At 43.7% G+C, this 26,707-nt stretch carries 22 protein-coding genes, 4 tRNA genes and 1 riboswitch; of the genes, 2 read left to right on the top strand and 24 right to left on the bottom strand.

Annotated elements, in window-relative coordinates; genetic code table 11:
• Window positions 1-43 precede the first annotated feature (43 nt).
• From N5C46_RS14930 to N5C46_RS14845, 18 genes are all read right to left on the bottom strand, one after another.
• Entirely contained in the window at window positions 44-1,372 is a 1,329-nt protein-coding gene (locus N5C46_RS14930; RefSeq protein WP_261749191.1) for an amino acid permease, read from the bottom strand.
• A gap of 137 nt (window positions 1,373-1,509) precedes the next feature.
• Window positions 1,510-1,590, bottom strand: a riboswitch (glycine riboswitch).
• A 119-nt stretch (window positions 1,591-1,709) separates the two neighbouring features.
• A complete protein-coding gene (gene rlmH / locus N5C46_RS14925) occupies window positions 1,710-2,189 on the bottom strand; it encodes a 23S rRNA (pseudouridine(1915)-N(3))-methyltransferase RlmH (RefSeq protein WP_261749190.1) in 480 nt (159 codons plus the stop codon).
• Between the two features lie 94 nt (window positions 2,190-2,283).
• On the bottom strand, window positions 2,284-2,442 hold the full coding sequence (locus N5C46_RS14920; protein ID WP_261749189.1) for a CxxH/CxxC protein: 159 nt from the start codon (window positions 2,440-2,442) through the stop codon (window positions 2,284-2,286).
• A 110-nt stretch (window positions 2,443-2,552) separates the two neighbouring features.
• Window positions 2,553-3,797, bottom strand: coding sequence for a S1C family serine protease (locus N5C46_RS14915; RefSeq protein WP_261749188.1), 1,245 nt, complete (start codon window positions 3,795-3,797; stop codon window positions 2,553-2,555).
• Window positions 3,798-3,998: 201 nt separating this feature from the next.
• Window positions 3,999-4,793, bottom strand: coding sequence for an MBL fold metallo-hydrolase (locus tag N5C46_RS14910; RefSeq protein ID WP_261749187.1), 795 nt, complete (start codon window positions 4,791-4,793; stop codon window positions 3,999-4,001).
• A gap of 5 nt (window positions 4,794-4,798) precedes the next feature.
• Window positions 4,799-5,602 (bottom strand): two-component system regulatory protein YycI, encoded by an 804-nt coding sequence (locus N5C46_RS14905; RefSeq protein WP_261749186.1) that lies wholly within the window; start codon window positions 5,600-5,602, stop codon window positions 4,799-4,801.
• Window position 5,603: 1 nt separating this feature from the next.
• Entirely contained in the window at window positions 5,604-6,941 is a 1,338-nt protein-coding gene (locus tag N5C46_RS14900; protein ID WP_261749185.1) for a YycH family regulatory protein, read from the bottom strand.
• On the bottom strand, window positions 6,938-8,764 hold the full coding sequence (walK, locus tag N5C46_RS14895; protein WP_261749184.1) for a cell wall metabolism sensor histidine kinase WalK: 1,827 nt from the start codon (window positions 8,762-8,764) through the stop codon (window positions 6,938-6,940). The genes N5C46_RS14900 and walK overlap by 4 nt, the downstream gene beginning before the upstream one ends.
• Window positions 8,765-8,770: 6 nt before the next feature.
• Window positions 8,771-9,478, bottom strand: a complete 708-nt coding sequence (yycF, locus tag N5C46_RS14890) for a response regulator YycF (RefSeq protein WP_060674576.1) — start codon at window positions 9,476-9,478, stop codon at window positions 8,771-8,773.
• Window positions 9,479-9,694: 216 nt separating this feature from the next.
• Window positions 9,695-11,179 carry a M23 family metallopeptidase gene (locus N5C46_RS14885; RefSeq protein WP_261749183.1) on the bottom strand — a complete coding sequence of 495 codons (1,485 nt, stop codon included), beginning with the start codon at window positions 11,177-11,179 and terminating at the stop codon, window positions 9,695-9,697.
• 355 nt (window positions 11,180-11,534) lie between these two features.
• A tRNA-Phe gene (locus N5C46_RS14880) sits at window positions 11,535-11,607 on the bottom strand.
• Window positions 11,608-11,766: 159 nt separating this feature from the next.
• Window positions 11,767-11,843, bottom strand: a tRNA-Asp gene (locus N5C46_RS14875).
• A gap of 115 nt (window positions 11,844-11,958) precedes the next feature.
• A tRNA-Glu gene (locus tag N5C46_RS14870) sits at window positions 11,959-12,030 on the bottom strand.
• 8 nt (window positions 12,031-12,038) lie between these two features.
• Window positions 12,039-12,114 (bottom strand) — tRNA-Lys (locus N5C46_RS14865).
• A 260-nt stretch (window positions 12,115-12,374) separates the two neighbouring features.
• Entirely contained in the window at window positions 12,375-12,788 is a 414-nt protein-coding gene (locus N5C46_RS14860; RefSeq protein WP_261749182.1) for a DUF350 domain-containing protein, read from the bottom strand.
• Between the two features lie 15 nt (window positions 12,789-12,803).
• Entirely contained in the window at window positions 12,804-14,045 is a 1,242-nt protein-coding gene (locus N5C46_RS14855) for a glutathionylspermidine synthase family protein (RefSeq protein WP_261749181.1), read from the bottom strand.
• 1 nt (window position 14,046) lies between these two features.
• Window positions 14,047-14,355 carry a hypothetical protein gene (locus tag N5C46_RS14850; protein WP_034764803.1) on the bottom strand — a complete coding sequence of 103 codons (309 nt, stop codon included), beginning with the start codon at window positions 14,353-14,355 and terminating at the stop codon, window positions 14,047-14,049.
• Complete coding sequence (locus N5C46_RS14845; protein WP_261749180.1) at window positions 14,352-14,816, bottom strand: hypothetical protein; 465 nt, start codon at window positions 14,814-14,816, stop codon at window positions 14,352-14,354. Before N5C46_RS14845 ends, N5C46_RS14850 begins: the two co-directional genes overlap by 4 nt.
• 123 nt (window positions 14,817-14,939) lie before the next feature.
• Between N5C46_RS14845 and N5C46_RS14840 the strand changes: the two genes are divergently transcribed.
• Window positions 14,940-15,962: a potassium channel family protein gene (locus N5C46_RS14840; RefSeq protein ID WP_261749179.1), complete on the top strand. Its 1,023-nt coding sequence runs from the start codon at window positions 14,940-14,942 to the stop codon at window positions 15,960-15,962.
• 40 nt (window positions 15,963-16,002) lie between these two features.
• On the opposite strand, the gene N5C46_RS14835 is transcribed toward N5C46_RS14840, so the two are convergent.
• Entirely contained in the window at window positions 16,003-17,295 is a 1,293-nt protein-coding gene (locus tag N5C46_RS14835; RefSeq protein WP_261749178.1) for an adenylosuccinate synthase, read from the bottom strand.
• 290 nt (window positions 17,296-17,585) lie between these two features.
• Between N5C46_RS14835 and N5C46_RS14830 the strand changes: the two genes are divergently transcribed.
• Window positions 17,586-19,310: an ABC transporter ATP-binding protein gene (locus N5C46_RS14830; RefSeq protein ID WP_261749177.1), complete on the top strand. Its 1,725-nt coding sequence runs from the start codon at window positions 17,586-17,588 to the stop codon at window positions 19,308-19,310.
• A 41-nt stretch (window positions 19,311-19,351) separates the two neighbouring features.
• Here the strand turns inward: N5C46_RS14830 and dnaB are convergent, their stop codons facing one another.
• The 5 genes from dnaB to N5C46_RS14805 all read right to left on the bottom strand — a co-directional run bounded on the left by dnaB (window position 19,352) and on the right by N5C46_RS14805 (window position 26,618).
• On the bottom strand, window positions 19,352-20,704 hold the full coding sequence (dnaB, locus tag N5C46_RS14825) for a replicative DNA helicase (RefSeq protein ID WP_034764791.1): 1,353 nt from the start codon (window positions 20,702-20,704) through the stop codon (window positions 19,352-19,354).
• Between the two features lie 185 nt (window positions 20,705-20,889).
• Window positions 20,890-21,336: a 50S ribosomal protein L9 gene (rplI, locus tag N5C46_RS14820; RefSeq protein ID WP_261749176.1), complete on the bottom strand. Its 447-nt coding sequence runs from the start codon at window positions 21,334-21,336 to the stop codon at window positions 20,890-20,892.
• Complete coding sequence (locus N5C46_RS14815) at window positions 21,333-23,306, bottom strand: DHH family phosphoesterase (protein WP_224522420.1); 1,974 nt, start codon at window positions 23,304-23,306, stop codon at window positions 21,333-21,335. The genes rplI and N5C46_RS14815 overlap by 4 nt, the downstream gene beginning before the upstream one ends.
• A 26-nt stretch (window positions 23,307-23,332) precedes the next feature.
• Entirely contained in the window at window positions 23,333-24,256 is a 924-nt protein-coding gene (locus tag N5C46_RS14810) for a YybS family protein (protein ID WP_261749175.1), read from the bottom strand.
• Between the two features lie 301 nt (window positions 24,257-24,557).
• Window positions 24,558-26,618 (bottom strand): methyl-accepting chemotaxis protein, encoded by a 2,061-nt coding sequence (locus N5C46_RS14805; RefSeq protein ID WP_261749174.1) that lies wholly within the window; start codon window positions 26,616-26,618, stop codon window positions 24,558-24,560.
• Window positions 26,619-26,707 lie beyond the last annotated feature (89 nt).

Here is a 26,707-nt window from a genome sequence, read left to right as displayed (position 1 = left end):
CCCCCTAGTGATTTTCGTCTTACTTCCATTGTAACAATGAGCGTTATCTTTTGCTCCTCATCCGATACAAAATAAATAAGAGAATGAACCATAGAGGAGTCAACAGTAAGGCTGGGCGAGTAGCCTCGGAAAAAAGCATAATCACAAGGATCCCCACAAACAATGTTAGCACCACGTAATTTATCAGAGGAGTGAACGGTGCTTTAAATGACGATTTCTCGTGTAAGTGCGGACGGGTTTTTTTATACTTAATATGACAGATCAGAATGATGCCCCATACCCAAATAAAGCAAATGGCACTGATCGTCGTCACGATGCCAAAGGCCTGTTCCGGTATAAGCTTACTTAATAGAGCCCCTGCAGAAATAACCAGTGTGGATAGGAATAACCCGTTACCCGGAACATGGTTTTGATTCAGTCTGGCAAAACGAGGTGATGCCTGATGATCTTTACTTAAATGATACAGAATCCTGCTGGTAGAAAACATCCCGCTATTACAGGCAGATGCCGCTGATGTTAAAACGACAAAGTTGATGACGCCTGCCGCCAGCGGAATTCCGACCAAGCTAAATGTTTTCACAAACGGACTTTCTCCCGCATTCAGTTCCATCCATGGATTAATGAACAAGAGGACGGTAAGAGCTCCAACGTAGAAAAATAAGATTCTCAAAGGAATTTTATTGATGGCAGACGGGATGTTTTTCTTCGGATTCGATGTTTCCGCTGCCGATACGGCGACTAATTCCACACCGACATAGGCAAAGATGACCATTTGGAAAGCAAGGAGGAACCCTGATATTCCATTCGGGAAAAATCCGCCATGCTCCCACAGGTTTTGAACCGTAACCACTCCCGAGTCAGTCACCAGCAAAATGACACCAAGGGCAATTAACCCAAGGATTGTAATGACCTTGATTAAAGCAAACCAAAATTCCAATTCCCCAAACAGCTTGACCGTTAATAGGTTCAGTCCCAACAATATGATGACACAGATGAGGGCAGGGACCCATTGCGGGATATCAAACCAATATTTCACATAAACACCAACAGCGATCACATCGGCCATCGCCGTCATGATCCAGCAAAACCAATACGTCCAACCCGTCACAAAGGAGAACCGGGGTCCAAGATACTCTTCCGCAATGTCTGGCAGCGATTGAAACCCGGCTTTCGATAACAACAGCTCCCCAAGCGCCCTCATTACGAAAAACAGGGCAATACCCACAATCAAGTAAGCCAAGATGATAGAGGGACCGGCAAGCTGTATCGCCTTGCCGGAACCTAAGAATAGTCCCGTACCGATCGTCCCCCCGATAGCGATCAGCTGAACGTGCCGGTTTGATAGATCCCTCTTTAATTCTCGTTGTTCCAACTTTAACTCCTCCTCATAACCAGTAAAAATAAGCACAAAAAAAGAGATTGGATGGGCTCCAATCTCGTGGTCATAAGAATAACAAATACAATTTATCATGCTAATAATAAATATTACCTGCACGCCAAATACATATCCGATACTCTTCTGTCCTTTTGCCTGAGATAATGAACCCTTCGGCGCCGCGGATCTCCCGCGGTCTCTCCAGAAGCTGCTCCTGCCATGGGATGATCCATAGCAATCATAGCTTTCTATTAATTATATTTTTCGCTTAACGTTTCACTGTCGAATAGTTGATAATTTTAAGGGGTGTTGTGGATTTTGTCAACAGGAGGGATTATTTATGATACGGTTCCCCCCGATTAATCCGAAATGCCCGATAAATCTGCTCCACCAATATCAACCTCATCAATTGATGAGGAAAAGTCATTTTCGAAAAAGAAAGCGTCTCATTGGATCTTTTGATCACGTCATCACTAAGTCCCAATGATCCTCCGATCACAAACGCCACTTTGCTTTTACCGTAGGTTGCAAGCTTGTCCAGGTTATCGGCGAGGTCTTCTGAAGAACGCATTTTCCCTTGAATGGCAAGGGCAATGACATGATGATCGGGTGAGATCTTCGCTAAGATCCGTTCACCTTCTTTATTCTTCACCTGCTCCATTTCGGAGTCACTCAATACTTCTGGTGCCTTTTCGTCTGCCAACTCTACAATTTCGATTTTTGCGTACGCACCGAGACGCTTCACATATTCGCCGATGCCCTGTTTTAAATATTTTTCTTTCAGCTTTCCAACCGTTACTATTGTGATGTTCACTATCCACACTCGCTTTACAAACAATTTACAAACACGTTATCCACAGAAATTATCCACATATCCACAATACCTATCTTTATATGGTATGGGAATATTAGTTCGCCACTATATATACGGCGTTATTCCCACAATATTCACAGGTTGTGGATAACTTCTCATCTTCAGAAAGTTCCGTTAGTTGAGGCGCTACCTCATGCTCATCGACGACAATATCCATGGCCAATTCTACATGCTCCAAGCAGCAGTAAATCATGTCGTTTCCTCCCTAAATGTAGTTTATATACTTATCCACAATCATCATATCATGTAAAGAAAAAGCAGGAAAGGGCGCATTGCCTTCCTGCTTTTCACTTTATCCACATTCTATAATCGGGATTCATCCGTCAGTTTCATCGTGACTTCTTTCTTCTTACCATCCCGGTAGAAGGTCACTTTCATTTGATCGTTCACTTCTTTTTTATTATATAGATGCTTCCTCAAGTCGATTACATTCTCGACCTTTTCACCATCAAGTTCAGTGATCACATCAAGCTCCTGCAAACCAGCTTGAGCAGCAGGGGAGTTCGGAACAGTTTGTCTGATCATCACACCATAATGGATATCTTTCGGTAGCTTCAAGGTTTCCTGCTGGTGATAGGCTGAAATCTGATTGACATCTTCCAGTGTCACACCCATTGCAGGACGCTTCACTTCTCCGTATTGCTCAAGGTCTTCAATGATAGGTCGAGCAGAATTGATCGGGATGGCAAGTCCGATTCCTTCTACCGCTTCCTGGGCGATTTTCATGGAGTTGATCCCGACCAGCTGACCTGAAATATTGATGAGGGCCCCACCGCTGTTCCCGGGGTTGATGGCTGCATCGGTTTGCAGAACCTCTGCGTTCCAATCCTCCATACCATCCTGATTGATGTCGACAGGAATCGTTCTCTCCACACCTGATACAACACCCTGCGTCACGGAACCTGAGAATTGAAGTCCAAGTGGGTTCCCGATGGCGATGACAGGCTCACCCGCTTTCAGTTCATCCGAATTTCCAAACTCGGCAATGTCATCATCCTTGATCTTGCTTCCATCGATTTCAATGACGGCAAGATCTGTCCAAACGTCAGTACCACGGAGTTTAGCAGGCACCTTTGTACCGTCGGCGAGGGTGACCTCCAATTGGTCAGCCCCTTCCACAACGTGATTATTCGTCACGATATAGACCGTTTTTCCTTCTTTTTTATACATGACCCCTGATCCCGTTCCTGCCTGCTGGTCCTGGGTCTGGCCACCCCCCTGACCCCAGAAGCTCTGGGATTGGATATTCGTGATTCCGACCACGGAGTCCCCGGTCTTTTCAACGGCTTTCGTCACATCCGTCGTCACATTGACAGACACATTCTTGGTAGTTCCATTATGATACGTCTGATCGGTTTCTTTCAAATCTTGATCCGGTTGGACCGAATAAGGTAATATATCAAAGTTCGTCAGCTGAGGAATGGCTACGATTACGAGGATTGCCCCAAGGACGACTCCCAACAGCCCCGCCAGGAACATTCCTCCCCGATTTCCCTTTTGCCTGCCAGTCCTGCCTTCAGAATTATGATCACCATCATAATATCCCATTGCGTCTTCATCCTTTCTTACAGCTATTCCTTTTGTTATTTTATCTTTACAAGCCCGATTATAGTCAGATTAAATTAAAAAATGATGAAAAGATGGTAAGAAATTTATTAGGTTACTATTTATGTAAACAAAAAAGGCGAAGACAGAAGTCCTCACCTTTTTCATACCTTTATCAGAGAAATCATAAACATTTGAATCGGTTTAAATCGCCACTAAAGGTGTTGGTACTTTAGGATCCGTATCAAATAGATCGATTTGTTCTCCTACCAGGATTCCTTTTGATTCGAGTGTTTGGGTGACACTCATTCTTGCGAGATCTTTCATATTGTTATCAAGGCTTAAATGAGCCAGGTAAATACCCTTAGTGTTATCACCCATCACTTCACTCATGGCAATGGCCGCGTCTTCGTTGGATACATGACCGTAATCACTCAGGATCCGGCGTTTGATATTCCAAGGGTAACGGCACATCCGGAGCATCCCTACATCGTGATTGCTTTCAAATACATAAGCGTCGGCATTCGAGATGATCCCTTTCATCCGATCGCTTACATACCCTGTATCGGTGACAAGAACAAGCTTCTTATCCCCATGATGGAAAATATAAAACATCGGTTCTGCAGCATCATGTGATACCCCAAATGACTCGATGCTTAATCCCCCGAAGTGCTTGGCCGTTTCCATATCAAAGGTAAACTTCTGCTCTGTATCAATCTTCCCCACTAGACCGTCCATGGCGTTCCACGTCTTATCGTTCGCATAGATCGGCAGCTTGTACTTCCTCGCCAATACACCGATCCCCTTAATGTGATCACTATGTTCATGGGTGACCAGAATCCCCGACAAATCTTCAATCTTCCGGTCGATCTGACTGAACAATCCTTCCATCTGCTTGCCGCTCAATCCGGCATCGACAAGAAAGGAGTGTTCCTCCGATTCAACAAATATCGCATTTCCCGTACTGCCGCTTGCAAGTACACTAAAATGCATCGTCATATCTCTCACTCCAATGTTTCTTTTTCCGGTTTGGTGACCTCTACAATCTGTCCTTCTACGGCATTGATAAATAAATCTTCTTCTTTATCCCCTGATTCCACGACAAAGTGCCAGGTTGGTGCAAGGACCTGGGATTCCTCGGACAGGAACGTCCAATACCCCAATTTCGGTTTATGAACCACACTATCCGGACTGATTTTTTGGTTCGTATAAAGGCCCTGCAATGCTACGAAGGAAGGAATGATGGATTTATCTTCTCCAAACTCATTCAGATCCTCAAGCATGGACTGTTTATACGATACAATTTTATTATCATTATTGACGGTAAGGACGATCTTTCCATTCGTGTTATTGAATAACTGCCTTCCCCGATACGTCTGATAATACGTGATCGTCTGTTCTTCCGTGTTGTAAGCCCAGAAACTGTACTTATCACCATCAATGACCTGGTTTTCCATGAAGTCATTTAAATCGTCCGGTGAAAAATCCTTATCTAATGGAACAGGTTCATCCAACGTAGAATGAATCGTACTTTCGTTAATAACGGTAACATCCTGGTCCTTTAAGATACTGATATCTTCATCCTTGAATTTCTTTGATTTAGCCTGGATATATTTTTCTTCCGTTGGATCCTGGGAAAGTGTCTTTGGGTATTTAATTTTGTCCGCCTTTAATTTTTCCTCAAAAGTAGCCTGACTAAGTGTTTCCGGGTTACTTTCAGACACTTTATTAATAAAGAGGGACATCAAAAAGATATCTAATACGAGAAAAACAATGATGAAAATGCTTTTCGTTTTACTCCAATCCAATTTACAGTCCCTCCTTGTCATCGACGGATAACCTCATCCAATTACCGTCATATTTATAATACCAGGAGGGTTCGAAATTAAGCTTTCTGCTTTCATTTGGGTCCCTTGTCATTTTGTACCCAACGGCAATATCCTCTACATAATCAAGGTCGATCCCATCCACTTGATTCAAAGCATAGATGACGGAAGATCCTGATGGTAACAGGACTTCAGCCGTGTCTTTAAACGAGAAGTCGAGTTTAAAGTATGGCCGATTGTATTTATTGATACCATTCTGACCCCATGTTTGGGAAACTTCAGCCATCCCGTTATCGTTGAAGACAGGGTGGTTTTGCAGAAAAAGGCGATAAACAATTTTATTTTCATAAGGACTTATAGAAAAGAGTTGATAATCATCTGTCCAACCGCCATGATCATTGACGAACTCCATACTCTTTTGTACGAGCATGGCAGGTGAGGATCCATCATCTTTCTCCTCAGAAGGGTTAACGAACGAGAAGGTATTGTGATTCTTATCCACCGTCAATATGGAGGAAACGTCCATGAACGTCACCAAATCGTCCACAGAACCCATATTCACACTATTGGGATCACTGAATAGCGCCTGTTTATATTCTTCAAGAGAACTTAATTCCGTGTAGTAATAATAACTGACATAATCCTCGGGATCTTTTGGCAGAAAAATGGTTTTCCTATCATTTATCGGCTGTTTTATATATTCACGATAAACACTATTATATAACGCTCTTTGCACGAAATTTCGTTTAAATGTATCGAGGCTGGCAAGGCTCACCTGACTCTCATACACTGCCTTCTCCTCTTTATCGTCACTTACCGTAATAAAGAAAATGGAACCAGTCTCACGATTTACGTTGTTCAAATCAATGATAATCCGATTAAACGAAGCCGTGGAAACATTTTTTTCCTCGAGATTCAATCCTTGACTAAAAACCGATAAGGGAACAATATCTGGAAATACAAGTTCAAACTTGTCTTCACTTTGAATAAGAGTATTGATTTCTTGAAAACTATACTCATCTGATACATTTTTTATTTCGAAAAGAGACCACTTTCCAAGTTGCTCGGTCACTTTATCCATTTCGGTCTGATTGGTTGTACCGACTGTTTTGTCCCGCCCATGATAAAAGAGCTTAAACGGCTTAATCAGATGGGTATTCAACTCATTATCCTTCAGCTTTTCCCCGACTGAAACATCATAAGCTCCGTCACTGTTGATCGTATCGTAACTTGGTGAATAGGTCCACAGATTAAAGGTAAGGAAGACACTTATGCAAACAAGTACGGTTAAGACTATCGATTTAATTTTTTCATAATTCATGACCATTCATCCTCTTGTGTGGAATCATATGGGAGGGTAAATACGATTGTCGTCCCTTTACCTTCTTTACTTTTCGCCCACACATCGCCACCGTGTGCTGATATCATTTCTTTCGCAATGGCAAGCCCTAATCCAGTACCGCCCATTTGTCTCGTACGGGCTTTGTCCACACGATAGAAACGTTCGAAAATCTTCTCCAGATTATCTTTCGGAATCCCTAACCCCTGATCGGATACGCTGATCTCGATGAATCCTTCTTTTTCTTTCACCGTAAAGGTAATGGTGCCGCCTTCTGGTGAATACTTTAATGCGTTGGAAATGATATTATCCAGCACTTGAGTGATCTTATCCTGATCAATTTCTACGAACATCGCTTTATCCGGCAAGAAGCGGTTAAATGTTACATTTACATGTTTCGTCATTTCAAAACGATCGATGATTTTATGGAAAAACAGGATGAAGTCCACCCAATCTTTATTAAAACGATAGTCTTTGCTATCCATTTTCGATAATTGGAGGAGGTCATTGACGAGACGGATCATCCGCTCAGTCTCGTTCTGGGTCACGTCAAGAAATTGGGGGGCTATTTCCCTATCCTCCCATGCTCCTTCTGCCAGTGCCTCCAGGTAGCTCCTCATCGTCGTCAAAGGAGTTCTGAGCTCGTGGGAAACGTTGGCGACAAATTCCCGTCTCTCTAAATCTATCTTCTCTTGTTCCGTAATATCATGCAAGACTGCTATAAGACCATTCACGAAGCCCGTCTCTTTTTGGATAATAGAGAAATTCGCGCGTAAAATATACGGTTTATCCTTTGTACTATAATCTAAAATGATAGAGTCCTGTTCATTCGATAAGTCATCGAATGTATACTCTTCATCCAGTCCCAACAACGAAACGATCGGTTGGGAAACGACTGTTTCACGTGAAACATCCAGCATATCAGCAGCAGGATCATTAATGAGAATGACCCGGCCTTTCCGATCAGTCGCAATGACCCCATCGGTCATATAAGACAACACTGAAGAAAGCTTCCTTCGTTCCCCCTCAGTCGTTGCCTGGGCTTCTTGAAGACGCTTCGTCAGATTATTGAACGTAATGGCCAATTGACCGATTTCATCGTATCCGTAGACCTTTACCTTCCTCGAGAAGTTACCTTTTGCCATGGCTAAGGCCTGCTTTCTCATATCCGATATGGGTCTGGTAACGGTTTGGGCCAATAGGACACCCAAAACAGCCGTTATCGCCAGTGCAATGATGGTCCCATTCGTAAAGATCTTATTGATTTCACTCATTTGATCATAAACGGTTTCGATTTCTCCGGCGATATAGATAGTCCCGATGACTTCGTTGTTGGATTCAATCGGTTTGGTGTATACCCATATCCGATCCTTTGTCTTATCATCGAGGTAGATATCATCGTCACCAAATCCGAGTGCAAGGGCTTTTTTAACCTCTTTCTCCGCACTGATCTGACCGACGAGACCTTGATTATTGGGATCAGAGGTCCCCTCGATCCTGGCTCGGCTATTGATGACCCTGATTTCAGCTATATCGGACGTTTTACTGCTATCATCCAATATCCTATATATATCCTCCTGAAGGGTGGGATCGTCCTCGGTCCTTTTTTTCAACATGGCTTCTTTTACGGTATATTCTAATAAGTTCACTCTATTGGTAATAGAGGTTTTAAAGTTCTCCACGAGCTTCTGCTCCAGTTCCCGCACAAAATAAACCCCGATGATTTGCATGGCGAGAAGGATGAGCAGGACGTAGATCAGAACAAATTTCAAATGAATCGAACGGGTTAAGCCAACTTTCTTCATTACATATTACTCCTGTTCAGGATTTCGTAAGTAATAACCTACTCCTCTACGTGTTACGATCCAGGTAGGGTGACTTGGGTTATCTTCAATTTTCTCGCGAAGACGTCTGACAGTAACATCGACTGTACGTACATCCCCGTAGTAATCATAACCCCACACTGTTTGAAGTAAATGCTCACGGGTCATGACTTGTCCGATATGCTTCGCCAAGTAATGAAGGAGCTCGAATTCACGGTGCGTCAATTCGATTGTTTCTCCCCGTTTTGAAACAACGTAGGCATCCGGATGGATCGTTAAGGATCCGACGGTGATTTCATTATTTTCATCCTCAACAGCTTGCTGCGCCCCGTGCTGGTGGCGTCGCAGATTGGCTTTCACCCTGGCAATCAATTCACGTGTACTGAACGGTTTAGTCACATAATCATCCGCCCCAAGCTCCAGTCCCAATACTTTATCGATTTCAGAGTCTTTCGCTGTCAGCATGATGATCGGCATTTCATACTTCTTCCTGATTTCACGGCACACTTCCATTCCATCACGATTCGGAAGCATGATATCAAGAAGGACAAGATCCGGTTTAATTTCTTCCGCCATCTTCACCGCTTCATCGCCATCATATGCGCAATGAACCTCATATCCTTCCTTCTTCAAATTAAACTGTAATATATCTGCAATTGGTTTCTCATCGTCAACGACTAATATCTTCTTTTCCATATCGATTGATCTCCTTTAGAAAAAAGTAATGGATCATATAAAGTTGTGATTAGTATAGGATTCTTCCTTTAAATTTATCACTTTCTCCATATTAATTCATCTTTAACTCTATCATACCCTTTATTTCAATGCTTGTTGATTATAATCTAAATATAACAAAGGGGACTGACAAATAAAATGATTGTGTCAGTCCCTTGCTTGATTCCCTCTATAAAATTACAATACATCCAATGGATTAATCAATGATCCATTTTTGAAGATTTCAATGTGAAGATGAACACCTGTTGCTTCACCCGTTTCGCCCATGATCCCGAGCTTCTGTCCTCTTTCAACCGTTTGTCCGGCAGAAACAGAGATGGAGTCTAAATGAGCATAAAGAGTTCTATATCCATTTCCGTGATCAATGATGACCTTATTTCCATAACCGCCATCGTCCCAGCCTGCTGATACGACTCTTCCATTATCAACGGATTTGATGGTACGGTCACTTGGACGGGCGATGTCGATGCCCTTATGCATTTTCCCCCATCGTTGTCCCTGCTTGGAAGAAATATATCCGCCATTCGTCGGCCATGCAAAACTTCCCGATCCTCGTGAAGGAATGGCTTTTGTCCCTTTAACCACAATATATTTCACCGGATCTTTTAATTTCTTTTCTTCTTTTACATTTTTAGAGATTTGAGAACCATTTACCTCTGTTGTTTCGAAGGTAACGGATTTCTCACCATCCTGACCCTCTTGCTTCACTTTCGTATCGCCCTTATTCATAGAAGAGTCTTCTTCAACTTCTTTATCATAAGCGATCTTTTCAATCTTATTTGCTTCCTTCTTAACGAGTACGTGAACAAGCGGCTCGTATACAGTAACGTTTAACTCTGCACCCACCTTAAGCGCGTCGTCCTCTTTCAAGCCTTCATTTAACTTGAGTAAAGTACCGGTCGTCAATTGATGATCTTCGGCAATCGTACTAAGAGAGTCGCCTTCTTGAACCTTGTACTTCTTCTCTTCTAACGCACCTTTTTTAAGAAAATCAGCCGCTTCTTCAGGGGACATCATTTCTTCCGGTTTCACCTGGGCCTTTTTAACGTCTACATTCTCTTTGAACGAAACTTCTAATAAACGAGTTTCATTTTCTTTTAAAGCGGGTAAAGAAGTAGTGGAAGAGTCTTTTTTCCTTGTCTCTAGTTCAGCCAGCTCTTCTTCGGAAACATAGTTAAGCTTAAAGGCTTTTAAAGCTTCTTCAGCCGCCTGTTCGTCTTTCACATAAGCAACCGGCTTATTGTCAACAACCAAAGCAAATGCATTTGCTTCGACTGCTACAGATTGGTTTAAGCTCTCAATGACTTGTTGATTATTTGTTTTGGAAGCTTCAAATACATTCTCAGGTATGTACGTTACTTCATGATCAAAATCAACCTGGTAATCACTGTATTCCTTCTGAGCCTTCTCAAGCTTCTCCTCTAATACTGCCTTTACTTCGTCCTGACTTGTAACGGCACCTACATACTCACTACCCATGTACACATGATAGATGGTTTGTAAATCTTCTTCAGATCCCGCAGCCGCAGCAGAAGAAAAGGTTAATGTGGTAAGAGCAAGTGTTGTAATCCCTACTCTCTTCACTAATTGACTTGATCTATGTCGAATATTAAGTTTTTTGTATTTGTCTAAAACGGGTAATAACTTCTCTCCAAAACTCATTGACTTGCCTCCTATAAACTAAAGCAAAAATCCCAGTTAACGGTAGTTCATTAAGCCTAATTTAGTCGAATTCTATAAAATTGCTACTTTACTAATTTACCATAATTCGACGAAAACCGGGACGCAGAATCATGATTGTAATATAACTGTATAATTTATCTGAAAATACACTTTCAACTTTTGGGCGATGATCCGCGTCATAATGGGAATGATATGGGTCTAAGGATGGATTTTCGATTGAAATAGGGTTGGTAGAAATTAGAGGATTTTCGATGTTTTATGTTACATGAATATTACAGGGGCATAATAAAAAAGTACTACGAGAGTCTAAGTCGTCGCAGTACTTTTTGTGTGATGGCTCAGGACGGAATCGAACCGCCGACACATGGATTTTCAGTCCATTGCTCTACCAACTGAGCTACTGAGCCAAATAGTTTTCGGCTTCCGCTAAGCTTCGAATCTCTTCGTCAGCTCACTCAGTCACATCCTCACGTATGTAAAATACGCTCCGGTGTTCCTTCGATCGCTTCCTCGACCTTCTCGCTTATCGAAACCCTTTTCCATTTCATGAATATCAGATATGTAAATGGCGGTCCGGACGGGACTCGAACCCGCGACCTCCTGCGTGACAGGCAGGCATTCTAACCAACTGAACTACCGGACCAGAGTTTTTTGACGATAGTCAAAATAACTATCCTTACTTTGCTCTTGCAAAAAAATATGTATTCTATTTCCATATAGTATTACCTAGTAAACCAGCAGTCTAAGGAAATAAAATATGACCCATACGGGATTCGAACCCGTGTTACCGCCGTGAAAGGGCGGTGTCTTAACCGCTTGACCAATGGGCCGTAAAAAATGGTGAGCCATGAAGGATTCGAACCTTCGACCCTCTGATTAAAAGTCAGATGCTCTACCAACTGAGCTAATGGCTCTCTAAGTATATATAAACACGAATCCAAGGCTTGATCAAAGCCTCTTTCGTGACAACGAAATTAATATTATCACAGTATGATTGTCGAGGGCAACAGTTTTTTTGGTTTTTTTGTCGAAAATTATTTCTCGGGGAATAATGTGGGCAATAGTAGGGGGATGAGGAAATGGATTTCGTCTAAATGTACCCCCACCACATAAAAAAGACCCGCCACCAGAGCCACATTACCGCTCCAGCAGCAGACCTCCACCTCAAATAACATCAATAAGTCAAACTAGCCGCCACAACCAAACCGACAACAATAGCTGCGGAGAATAGGCTGAATCCGATGGCGATGTTTCCTTCTTCCACTTTCTTGGCTAAGTTCGTGCGCGGGGTGAGGACGTACTCGATGATCCAGTAGGCGATGACCTGGGTCGCGATTCCGATCAGTCCCCAGATGAACGCGTCTAGGAGGTTCAGGCTGTTCGCCCAGACCGTGTAGATGACGATGGCGAGCCCGATGGCCTTACCCCATAACTTCAGTGCTACGGCAATGTTTCCTTCTTTGATTAACTTCGCTTCTGAGAACTTGGTGGTGAAGGCGAAGACGGTGATTCCGAGGAGCATGAGTCCAAGGCCGGTACCGACATGGGCCAGAAAGCTGAGTAGGGCGTCACTTGTAATGATTTGCATATGTTTCTCTCCTTTTTAATTCTCCCGTATTCCTACAGGCAGAAAGTATGATTCGTTATCGGTGATGGCATTTCCGGCTCGTATGCCGATGGCGCCGGGGTTGCCGTTGATGATGAAGCTTCCGACCATCAAGCTTGCTTCCTTTTTCCCTTCATCGGTCGTGATGACCGAGACAGGAAGGGGGCAAAATTTTTGATAGACAGGGAGGGTTTGTTTATAGGTTTCATTTTTATCTTCCAACAGGACCTTCCCTGTCGCTTCCATTATCTTGACCGTATCTCCTTCGCGGCCGAATGCAGGTTTCTGAACGTAGGTCATCCCGCTTTCTTCGAAGGGTTCGGGATCCAGATAGGTTGGAAGGAAGTAGCGTCCGATCCACTGATGTTCTTCTTCGGTGAAAAAGGGACTTCCCTCTTCATGCAGCCCCCATATGAGTGCCTGCACCCCTTTTGATTGCAGTAAAAAGGCGGAGGGAGGGTTCAAGATGGCAAGCTTTCTATCCAACACCATCTGCATCATTTCCAGACCGACTTTTTCTTTGGTCAGTGGATCTTGATCATCGACGAGATGCTCGACGGGATAGGTTTGCCGGTATAAGACATCGATCCGCTCTCCGCTTGGAGTATAAAGTCCATCATCCCGAATCTGCAGCTGATCCAGACTGACATATTCTGAAGGGACGCCGGAAAGCTCCTGGATATACTTTGTCGTCAAGTAATCTTCTTCGTGATCGGCATGAGAAGTGAAGACGATTTTTGCGTCTCCTTTTCTTCGAAGGGACTTCCAGGAAGATAAGAGACCCCGTTTCAACTCCCTGGCTAATCTTTCTTCCATTCCCGCGTTCGGGTTTGGACAATCAAAATACTGACATACCTTTTCATTTACGAAATAGAGCTCTTTTATGAATGTAGGGGTATCACTATTAAATTCCAATAGTTTCATACCTTCTTCTGAAACGACAAAATCGAATCTCCCGATGAGACACTCTTGCGGGATGGATCTATATTTTATATAAGAAAGGGATTCCTTGGGGTATCCAAGCTCGAGGAGGGTATCATCGTCCAACTCCCGGAGCAGATCAGCTGTCTTATCAAAGATGGCATACACCCGCCTTGACGCTTCACGAATCGCCGCTATCGTTTCAGGTGATTTTATATCGATATCCAGTAAGGCATATTCCATGTCGTATAAATTGTGCCAAAATTCCGGAATGTCGTGGTAAAATGCATTTCTTTTTTCACGATGAGCGGTTGTCATATTATCCTCCGAATCCACCTTTAGAGCCGCTTCCGATTCCCGATTTATAGCTTTTGGAATATGATTTGTATTTCGAGAAATTTTTCAGGTTTGATTTGTTTTTAAACATCCTGCCGGCGAACCAAAAGTAGCCAAAGTGAGGGGATCGATTGTCATCGCAATAGTACGTCCCGCTGTCGTCATCCCAATCCCAGTCGTCACAGTCTACATCCGTCGGCTCCGGTGGAAGGTCCTGATTCCCGCATCCAGTAACAGATATGGCCATGACGGAAGCGGCCACTCCCGCCATCATTTTTTTCGTTTTGTTCATTTTCTTTCCTCCTCCAGCTTATATCCCGTTGTCTTCACATATAGTATATACACATAACGGTCCTCATCGATTTCAGCAGAATCCCGTTCCCATTCAACCCCATCTATATAATAGTAAACAGAACCGATGACACTTAGAATATCAAGATGGTAATCATGGTGTTCTATTTTTAAAATGGGATTATTTTTCCGCTGATTTAATTCCCGGATTTCCAGTACCAGTCGTTCAGGGGGAAACAACGGATCCTTCAGCGGTTCTTCTTCATAGGTTTCAACATAAATGATGAATAGGTTCCCTTCGATGGCAGAAGATAGCTGCCGGTAGGTGACTCCTTCCTTTACGAAGAACTCACATTCCCTTCTTGCCAGGATCTGCTCCAGCTCAATATCCTGATAATGATAAATCGCTTCGAAGGTGTCGTTCCCTTTTCTGAGTCTATATTCTAATATCGGTGCTTCCATTGATCACTCCAGCCTCCTACAATGATTTCTTTTAACTATACGAACCACTGCGGAAAAGGTTTCATTTCCCGGAGGTTCATTGGTATGATTGAACTATGATTTTTTTAAAAAAGGAGGGGCTGTATGCTTATTTTCCAAAGGATTTGGAAACAAATCACCAAAATGGACTTTGGTTTCATTCTTCTATTATCTCTGATTATTATCCTGTTGGGAACCGTCGGCAGTCATTTTTTGGAACCTGAAACCTTTCCAACGCTCTTTGACGGATTCTGGTGGACGATGACGACCTTGACCACTGTCGGTTATGGGGATTATTTCCCTGTTTCAGTTGGAGGACGGATGCTTGGGATCTTCCTCTTCATCTTTGGAATCGGGATCATCGGGGTGTTGATCAGTAAGACCGTTGATTCGATTACCACGTTTCAGAAATTCAAAAGGGAGGGAAAATTAGTGTATACATATGAAGATCATTATATTTACATCAATTGGTCAAAGAAAACGGAAAGAGCCATTCAAGAAATTCTTGCCCATGTACCCGATGCCGAAATTGTACTCATTGATATGCTTCCCATAACACCAATCGAGCATGAGCAGGTCCATTTCATCCAAGGGGACCCTTCTGATGAAAACGTCTTGTTGATGGCGAATATCTTTGAAGCTAAGCGCGTGGCGATCTTTTCGGATTCCAAAATTGAGGATCCTTCGCTGATAGATGGTAAGACGTTGTTAATAGCGTCCGCTGTTGAAGGATTATCAAAAACACATCAGAAGGAAGTCCATACGATCGTGGAGGTTTCGGAAGACCGTCATATCCCTAAGTTTCAGCATATCGCCGTCGAGGACTTTATTTTATCCAATGATTCTGTCTCCCTTCTCATGGCAAAAGCCACCCTGCATCCCGGGACGACGAATTTATTCAGACAATTACTCAGTAAACGTTACGGAAATAACATTCATGAATTCAAGGTGAAGGAAAATTGGAAGACGATCAAGCAGGCATCTGAGGAACTTCTTGAAAAAGGGGCCATTCTCCTCGCCGTGAATGATAATATGGATTTCACCGACGCCACGAACCGGCAGCTTCATTCAGATGACATCCTCTATGTCGTCTGTCATGACCGGGTGTACGAAGAATTAAACCAATAAAAAAATCTCAGCCCCTTGAAGGCTGAGATTTTTTTTATCATTAATTCGGGCTCCAAACGCTGCGAACCACATTCGTTTGAGAACGGTCGGGTCCGACTGAGAAGATGGAAAGAGGAATCCCTGTCAATTGTGATACCCGCTCTAAGTAATGACGGGCATTTTCAGGAAGATCCGTTAACGTCTTGCATCCTGTGATGTCTTCCGTCCAGCCTGGAAGCTCTTCATACACAGGCTCACATTCAGCCAGGATGTTAAGGTTAGCCGGGAACTCTTCCATGACTTCACCTTTATATTTGTAAGCAACACAGATTTTCAATGTTTCGATTCCTGTCAGAACGTCGATCGAATTCAGTGAAAGATCCGTTAATCCGCTGACACGACGGGCATGACGTACAACCACACTGTCAAACCAGCCGACACGGCGAGGGCGTCCAGTCGTTGTACCGTATTCACGGCCGACTTCACGGATTTGATCTCCGATTTCGTTGTTTAATTCTGTAGGGAAAGGACCGTCCCCAACACGTGTTGTATATGCTTTTGAAACACCGACTACGTGATTAATTTTTGTTGGGCCGACTCCGGAACCGATCGTCACTCCACCAGCTACCGGATTAGAAGATGTGACAAACGGATATGTACCTTGATCGATATCAAGCATAACCCCTTGAGCTCCTTCAAATAGAACGCGACGGCCGTTATCGATGGCATCGTTCAGGACAACGGATGTATCGACAACATAGTGCTTGATCTGCTGACCGTACTCGTAGTACTCATCCAGGATGTCTTTAATATCGAAGCCTTCTGTTTCATAGAATTTTTCAAAAAGGCGGTTTTTCTCTTCCAGGTTACGTGCAAGCTTTTCTTCGAACGATTGACGATCCAGAAGATCTGCGATACGGATACCGACACGAGCGGCTTTATCCATATAGGCAGGACCGATTCCTTTTTTCGTTGTACCGATTTTGTTGGCACCTTTACGCTCTTCATCAATTTCATCCAGCTTTAAGTGATATGGAAGAATCACATGTGCACGGTTGCTGATTCTTAGGTTGTCTGTTGTCACATCGCGATCGTGAAGATACTTCAACTCTTTCACAAGAGCTTTCGGATCGACAACCATCCCATTTCCGATTACGGATGTTTTTTCGTTATAGAAAATACCTGATGGAATTAAGTGTAATTTATATGTTTCACCGTCAAACTTAATTGTATGACCCGCGTTGTTCCCACCTTGGTAACGCGCGATTACTTCTGCATGTTCAGAAAGGAAGTCAGTGATCTTTCCTTTTCCTTCGTCTCCCCATTGCGTTCCTACTACTACTACTGAAGACATATTAAGCACCTCCGACGGGAATTAGTATTCCCTCTTTTATCAAACAAACTCATTTTATCAACACTAAAACTGAAAGTCAATCAAAACACGAACGTTTATATAGGTAATTATATTTATGTTCGTGTAATTTCGGACTTTCATCCATGAAATCCTCTAGTTAAAGAATTTTGAGACAAATAAATAATTGATAGGGTGTCGGCAGGTTATGATAGCGCAATGTAGAATCTTTTGCTAATCTAAAATAAGCATTTTGAATTTTACATACAATTGAATAGTGGGGTGACGATGTGATGATAAGACGATTTTTTAGTTATTACCGTCCGCACCGGCGGCTTTTTTATATTGATTTCGTCTGTGCGGTGTTGGTGGGACTTTTAGAGTTGGGATTTCCTTTGGCGGTATCGTGGTTCATTGATTCTTTATTGCCTGAGGGGAATTGGAGTACCATCCTGGCTGTTTCAGCGGGTCTCCTGGTTCTTTATTTGCTCAGTTCGAGTATGCAGTTTGTGGTGAACTACTGGGGGCATAAGCTTGGGATCAATATTGAGACGGATATGAGGCGGGAATTGTTTCATCATGTTCAGAGGCAATCCTTCCGCTTCTTTGATAATACGAAAACCGGTCATATCATGAGCCGGGTGACAAATGACCTGATGGACATCGGGGAGCTTGCCCACCATGGTCCTGAAGATTTGTTTATCGCCGTCATGACCTTTATCGGGGCATTCTGGATCATGCTCTCGATCAATATGGAGCTTGCTTTGGTTGCGATCATCATTGTTCCTTTCCTTGTGTGGCTCATTTCGTATTCGAATATTAAAATGAATGCGGCCTGGACGAAGATGTACGGAAATATCGCTGACGTCAACAGCCGCGTTGAAGACAGTGTTTCCGGGGCGAGAGTGGTTCAATCATTCACAAATGAGTCCTATGAAATGGAACGCTTTAACGAGAATAATCAATTTTTCCGGAAGTCGAAACTGAAGGCTTATAACGTAATGAGCGTGAATTTATCCGGGATTTATATTACCACACGGTTGATGACGTTAATTATTTTAGTTTACGGAGCCTGGCTGAGTTTTTCAGGAGCTCTCTCCTATGGGGAGCTTGTCGCCTTCATCCTTTATATCAACGTTCTTTTTAAACCGATCGACAAGATTTCGGCCCTATTGGAACTGTATCCGAAGGGAATGGCAGGCTTTAAGCGGTTCACAGAGCTGATGGATATGGAGCCGGATATCGAGGATCGCCCCCATGCTGTTGAAGTGTCCACGCTGAAAGGGGATATTGCCTTTAACGATGTGACGTTTGGATATGAACCTGACCGGCCCATTCTGAATGATTTATCCTTCGCCATCCAACCAGGACAGACCGTCGCATTTGTCGGTCCTTCCGGTGCCGGGAAAACGACGATATGCTCATTGATCCCCCGCTTCTATGATATAGAAGAAGGAGCCATCACCATTGATGGGATCGACATCCGTGAGATGACGAAAGAATCCCTTCGTTCCCAGATCGGGATCGTACAGCAGGATGTGTTCCTATTCACCGGGACGCTCCGTGAAAATATTGCTTACGGGAAGCTTGATGCCACCCAGGAAGAGATTGAGGAAGCGACGAGACGAGCGCATTTGACAGATCTGATCGCATCCCTTCCAGACGGATATGAAACCCAGATCGGGGAGAGGGGACTGAAACTTTCCGGTGGCCAAAAGCAGCGCTTATCCATTGCCCGTATGTTCCTTAAAAATCCACGGATCCTGATTCTGGACGAAGCCACTTCCGCTCTGGATACAGAGACAGAAGCGATCATCCAAGAGGCGTTAAATGAACTCGCAAAAGACCGGACCACCCTGGTGATTGCCCACCGGTTGGCAACGATCCGGAAAGCGGACCGCATTCTCGTCGTCACTGAAAACGGGATCGCCGAGGATGGGACTCATGAAGAGTTGCTCTCTAATGAAAATGGGATCTTTACGAGGCTTCATGCCCATCAACATGCGACCATCTTATAACAACAAAAAAATCCAAGCCTGATAAGCTTGGATTTTTTCTATTAAGCCGGAGCGTCATCGAACCGCCGCTCCAGATTCACGAATTTATTGTATTCCTTCACGAACGCCAGAGACACGTTCCCAACCGGACCGTTACGCTGCTTGGCGATGATGATCTCGATGATATTCTTATTTTCCGCTTCTTTGTCGTAGTAATCTTCACGGTATAGGAAGGCTACGATGTCAGCATCCTGCTCGATACTTCCTGATTCACGGATATCGGACATCATCGGGCGCTTATCTTGACGCTGCTCCACACCACGTGAGAGCTGGGATAAGGCGATGACCGGCACTTGAAGCTCACGGGCCAGCCCTTTCAGTGAACGGGAGATTTCAGAAACCTCCTGCTGACGGTTTTCGCCTGAGCGACCGCTACCCTGAATCAGCTGCAGGTAGTCGATGAGGATCATTCCAAGACCGTGCTCCTGTGCGAGTCGTCGGCATTTGGAACGGATTTCCCCTACTTTGATCCCCGGCGTATCATCAATATAAATACCGGCATTCGAGAGGCTCCCCATGGCCATGGTCAGCTTTCTCCAGTCTTCATCCGTCAGATCACCGGTACGGAGATTCTGTGCGTTAATGTTCCCTTCTGCACACAGCATACGCATGACGAGCTGTTCCGCACCCATCTCGAGTGAGAAGATGGCTACATTTTCCTTGGCTTTAACGGCAACGTTTTGAGCAATGTTCAGGGCAAAGGCTGTCTTACCCATGGAAGGACGGGCCCCGACAATGATCAAGTCATTTCGCTGGAATCCGGCCGTCATATGGTCAAGATCGGCGAATCCTGTTGAAATTCCCGTCACGTCACCCTTACGATTCGTGAGGGTTTCGATATTGTCATAGGTCCGTACGAGTACATCTTTAATATTATGGAAAGCTCCGGCGTTTTTACGCTGGGCGACTTCCATGATGTTTTTTTCCGCTTCGCTCAGGAGGCTGTCCACCTCATCCTCACGGGCATAGCCGTCAGAAGCGATATCGGTAGCAGTACGGATCAACCTTCTCAGTAACGACTTCTCTTCCACAATCTTTGCGTAGTATTCAATATTCGCAGCGGTAGGAACGGAAGCGGCCAGTTCACTTAAGTAAGCGACCCCGCCGACATCCTCGAGCTCTTTCGCTGCTGCCAGTTCTTCAGTCACCGTTATCAGGTCGACGGCTTTTCCGCCATCCCCCAGATTCAGCATGACATTGTATATTCTTTGATGAGAATGACGATAGAAATCCTCTGGAATCAATATTTCCGATGTGGTCGTCAATGCACTGGGCTCCAGGAAAATGGCCCCTAATACCGCTTGTTCAGCCTCGATATTCTGAGGTGGAACCCGGTCCTGAAACATTTCATTCATCTATGCTCACGCCTCCCTTACGATCAAACAGATCCTGACTTTCATATCTATATAAAAAAGAATGGTATTTTACCGAAAAAATGTGATCAGGATAAAATCCAGATCACATTTTATATCAAGCTATATTCATTTTAACATGTTTTTCTCAAAATGAAGTTACCAAATTTCGTATATTCAGTGGAAAACTATTCTTCCGTTACATGTACCTTTAATGTTGCGGACACATCTGTATGCAGTTTCACAGGAACATTTGTGTAACCAAGGGCACGGATGGCGTCATTCATTTCGATTTTACGTTTATCGATTTTGATGTCATGAGCCTTTTTCAGCGCATCGGCGATTTGCTTGCTCGTGATGGAACCGAATAAACGGCCGCCTTCACCGGACTTCGCTTTCATCTCGACCGTGATTTCTTCTAATGTCCCTTTTAATTTTTTTGCTTCTCCCAGTTCTTCTTGAGCGACCTGTTGTTCTTTCTTCTTTTGACCCTCAAGTTGACCCATGTTTGCGTTCGTTGCTTCGACAGCCAGTCCCTTTTTCAATAAAAAGTTATGTGCATAACCGTCTGCTACGTTTTTTACTTCGCCTTTTTTTCCTTTACCTTTAACATCTTTTAAGAAAATGACTTTCATATCTCTTTTCTCCCTTCAAAATAATCATTTAGTGCTTCTTTCAGCTGCTCTTCCGCTTCCAGGACCGATACCTGCTTGATCTGGGTGGCGGCATTGGTTAAATGACCTCCACCGTTCAGGTTTTCCATGATGATCTGTACGTTAACGTCACCCAGTGAACGGGCACTGATACCGATTGTGTCAGGGTCCCGCTTCGAGATGACGAAGGACGCAATGACTTCATCCATGGTCAATAAGGTGTCTGCTGCCTGGGCAATGAGAACGGGATCATAAATGACATCTTCCTCGGCTTTCGCTATGGCAACTCCTTCACGGAAGAACTTGACCGACTCGATCAAACGGGAACGCTTGATGTACGTATCGACATCCTCTTTGAGGAATTTTTGGACCAGCACTGTGTCTGCACCCTGTGCCCGCAAGTAGGAAGCCGCATCAAACGTCCTCGATCCCGTCCGGAGCGTAAAGCTCTTCGTATCGACAATGATCCCGGCGAGGAGTGACGTCGCTTCCAGCATCGTGATCTTTTCATGCTTCGGCTGATATTCAAGCAGCTCTGTCACAAGCTCTGCCGTAGAAGAAGCATAAGGCTCCATATAGACAAGCAGTGGATTTTTGATAAAATCTTCGCCCCGGCGATGATGATCGATGACGACGACTTTATCCACTTTGTTTAATAGCTTTTCTTCAATGACCAGGGAAGGCTTATGGGTATCGACGACGACGAGCACCGTATCGTCCGTTGCCATCTCAAGTGCTTCCTCCGGTGTGATGAAGCGTGGGTGAAGATCGGAATTCGCTTTGATTTCCTTCATCAATCGTTTCACACCGTTGTCGATTTCATTAAAGTTCAAGACGACATAGCCTTCACGCTGATTCATCTGGGCCACTTTCCGGATCCCGATCGCTGCTCCGATGGCGTCCATATCAGGATGCTTGTGCCCCATGATGATGACCTTATCACTCTCGATCATGATTTCCTTTAAAGCATGGGAAATGACCCTTGCCCGCACACGGGTCCGCTTTTCCATAGGATTGGTTTTACCGCCATAGAACTTGACCTTTCCATTGGTCTGTTTAATCGCGACCTGATCCCCGCCTCGTCCAAGTGCAAGGTCAAGGCTTGATTGAGCCAGTGTCCCGAGTTCCGGAAGGGAGGAGACTCCTGTCCCGACACCGATACTCAAGGTAAGGGGGACATTCTGCTTCGAGGTCGTATCCCGGACATCATCCAGGATCCCAAACTTCTCCTTCTCCAGTACTTGAAGGATCTTCTCATTTATGACGGCGATGAACCGTTCGGAAGAGACCCTCTTCAGGAACACACCGTACTCTTTCGCCCACTTATTCAGGATGGATGTCACAAGGCTGTTCAAGCTGCTTCTCGTCTGATCATCCATGCCTTGCGTCAACTCATCGTAGTTATCTAGAAAAATGATTCCAATATTCGTGCGTTCATCATGATATTGCTTTTCTATTTCTTTTTGCTCTGTGACATCAAAGAAGTAGAGTAGTTTTTCCTTGAGCTTCAATACGACATGATACTTTCGTTCATTAATCGTCACAATTTCCGAATCGACTTCCTGTTTGATTAATGGAACGAGTGATTCAGCCACATCGTAAAGGGACCTTCCAACGACTGTGTCTTCATTGAAACAAGAGGCAAGAAAAGGATTCGTCCATTCTATGTAATATTCATCATTGATCAGCATGATCCCAATGGGCATCTCCATCAACGCTTCTTCCCCTACACGCTTGACGCGATAGGATAAGGTGGAGATATATTCCTCTGTTTCTTCGTGTGACCTTCTTTCAAAATAGAAAGCGAGAAAGTACACGATTCCAAAGACAATCAACCCTATTAACGAAATGATCCATTGGTAAAAGGAAACCGATACTAACAATAGAGCTGTTAATATAGCTAGACCGTACAATGGGTAGCGGATCATTCGCTTATTAAAATAAGATGGCATGATTTCAGCTCCTGGATCTTAAATTTCTATGACTTGCGTTGCAGGCGTTGTCTTAGATCAAATCCTAAGTCAATTATACCTAAAATTCGCACGAGATAAAGAAGAGGAATCGAAATGATTGTAATTAATACCAAAATTCCTTTGGACCAGCCTTTCAGATGAGCAAAGAAATAAATGAATGACAATCCTTGCACCGCCATCAGTGTCTGCAGTACATACAAAATATTAATCAGCGCCGTATAAACGTATGTTCCTTTTTCCGGCTGAAGGATCATGGACAGCACAAGTGTGATCAAATAATACCAAAGAATGCTCTTAGGGAGCTTCCATTCCCTGAATGGCTTGAAGACCGGTACATCTCTTCCCAGACGCTTCATGATCGGAAAATTAATCAAGATGAAAATCAGGGCCAGTACAACCGATATTCCGACAAACAACGTAGGCATTAAGGTTTGAACAAGATCAATCGAGCTCTCAAGACTATCGACCAGCTTTTTGTCCGGTTCCTGGCCGAGGGTTTTAAATAATGAATAATAAGCAGCCTTCGATTCCTTCAGGCTGTCTTCAATCACATTTACACCTAAAAATAGAATGGAAACAACATAACCGATCACAATGTTGATAACAAGTGTGAGACTTGCTGCCATAAACAGCCTCATCTTATCCACTCTTGCCTTTACACACCAGCCAATGACCAGCCCGGTTGTAGCCACCATAAAGGCAACCGGTAATGCAAGCAGTCCTCCGAATAAGAAAGACAGACCCAGTGATCCGATCAATACTAAGATCGAATTCCATACCGAATACTTGGAACTGAATAAAATAAGAGGGAGGGGCAACACAAAAAATGCCAGGGTCCCAATCAGCGGAACATATAAACTCAATAACATTAGCACAGTAAAGATGGCGAGCATCAGCGCACCTTCTGTCAAAACACGGGGATTCCTCACTCAAAACGCTCCTTACGATAAATTAAACAATGCAATAGCACTATCATATCAATTTTGAAGATAGATTTCATCTAATGGGGATTTGGAAGGGGCTTTTGTCAAAGTTGTGCCACTTTCAGTGAAACATGGGTTACTTCTGGTCGAACTCGTCCCAAATTGTGAATATCCTTCAATATCATATTAAAAAGAGGGCATCCCTCTTCACAGCTATTCATCTACTCTAGTATGCACTCACTCTAAAAAGGAGTATACGTAGTAGATAAAGAAAGGCCATGTGTCAGGACTACCCTATTATCGCAGATTATGAAATTTTGAATCGTTCAATGGAGGACTGAAGCTCCTGGCTAAGGTCCGTCAGACGCTCCGCTGCTTCTGTAACGGATTGTACGGCCCTAACCTGCTCCTCTGTCGAAGCACTCATTTCCTCGCAGGAAGCGGCTGTCTCTTCGGCTGTCGCGGCCATCATTTGGATCACATTGACCACTTCATCCTTTTCGAGATTGATTTGACCCACTTCATTATACATATTCTCAATTTCACGCTGCATGGATTTCATTAATTGAGAGGTTTCATCAAATACATGATTCGTTTTTTGAATCACATCATTCTGCACCTCGAATGTTTCTTTTGTCTTAACCATTTCGTCCACTGCTTGATGAGAGCCCTGTTGGATCTCAACAATCGTGCGCTTGACTTCTTCCGTTGCTTTCACGGATTGATCAGCAAGCTTGCGAACCTCTTCGGCTACCACAGCGAACCCTTTGCCGTGTTCTCCGGCTCTTGCCGCTTCAATGCTCGCATTGAGGGCAAGCAGATTCGTTTGAGACGAAATTTCCGTGATCGTTCCCATGACGGATTCAATCGTCTTCACTTTTGCTTCCAGGCTAAGAATGACTTTTTCCATGGAAGTGATGTATTCACTGGAAGAGTGATAGGCATTTTCCAATGCTTTCACCTGATTCAATCCAGACTGGTTCATGGTATCCGCTTTCCCTGCAAGTTCAGACATGGCTTTGGATTTTTCATAAACCCCATCAATTCTCGATCCTAATTGCTCTGTTTGAAGGTGAGCCCGATCAGAGTCAGCCGCTGACTGTGAAGCTCCGGTGGCGATTTCCGTTACGGCCCTTGCCATTTCCTCACTTGACGCATTTGTTTCCTCAGAAACTGCACTTAGCCCTTCGGCAGATTCCCGAACATTATAGATCGATTCCTGAACGACTTTTATCGTATCTTTCATATTCACGATCATTTTATTTAAATCTGTAGCCAGGAGGCCCGTTTCATCTTTTGAGTTGATCGTAGATTGAATGGATAAATCACCCGACGAAACGTCGGTTACCGTTTTTTGCAGCTCTTTAATCGGTTTTGTCATCATATTGGCTACAATGACAACCAGCACCAGCATGATGACCAGCGTGATCAGAGCTGTGATTTGGAGTAAATGTTCAATGTCTTTAGAGGATTGAATGAGATCCTCCATGTTATAAGCGGAACCCACTTTCCAATTCGTTTTCGGTACCGTACTGTATATCAATATTTTTTTATCGCCATCTAAGTCATAGCGGATAGTATCTGAGTCTTTTTCAGATTTTAACATCTTGCTGATAAACGGTAACGTAGACAGATCTTCACCGCGTTTGGTCGGATGAACGATGGCTGTACCATCAAGACCAATCAAAAACGGATAACCATTATATCCGATTTCCATTTTGGAAACACGGTCGGTCAGTTTCGACAGGTTAATATCGACACCGAGGACACCCACCACTTTGTTTTCAGAGACAATCGCCCTTGAGGCGGTTATGATGTATTCCTCCGTTGCCGTATCCACATAAGGTTCGCTCCATACGACTCCAGCCCTTGCTTCTGCAGCGGTTTTATACCACTCTCTGCTCGTCGGATCAAAATCACTCGGCAGGGAAACGGAAGGGACGATTTTCAGTTTCTTATTCGGTGATGCAAAGTAGATGGAAGTGGCTTCCTCGTACAAACCAAGATAATTATCAAAATCCGATTGGATATTCGCATATAGCTCTGTATTATCTACGTCCTTTTCTGTTTGCATTTGTGCCTTGGCATAGTTTTTCAATGAGTTGGAAACGGAGTACTGGTCTATACTCTTTTCATATTGTCCTAGGAATAGCTGTACGGAATTATTGAGTTCCCCGACGATCCCTTGAGTTTGACCGATGACTTCATCCTCTGTTTTCATTCTCGTCTGCCAGCTGGTAATGGATATGATGACAGCCAAGGAAACCATAAATAAGATAGAAATGATGACAATAAGCTTCATTCTGATGGAAGATAAAATAAATGTCTTTTTATGGTCTTTTTTGTTTTTCTTTCTGATTTTTTTCACCAAAATTCCCCCTTTTACTACAAAAAACATCAATGTACACACACTTATTCATCGACATTTTCCTGTGATTATTTATAGTTTTGGGGGAA

Source organism: Rossellomorea vietnamensis, from assembly GCF_025398035.1.
Classification (GTDB): Bacteria; Bacillota; Bacilli; order Bacillales; family Bacillaceae_B; genus Rossellomorea; species Rossellomorea vietnamensis_B.
The sequence above is the reverse complement of the archived record's forward strand: the minus strand, read 5'-3'. Positions and strand labels throughout refer to the sequence as shown.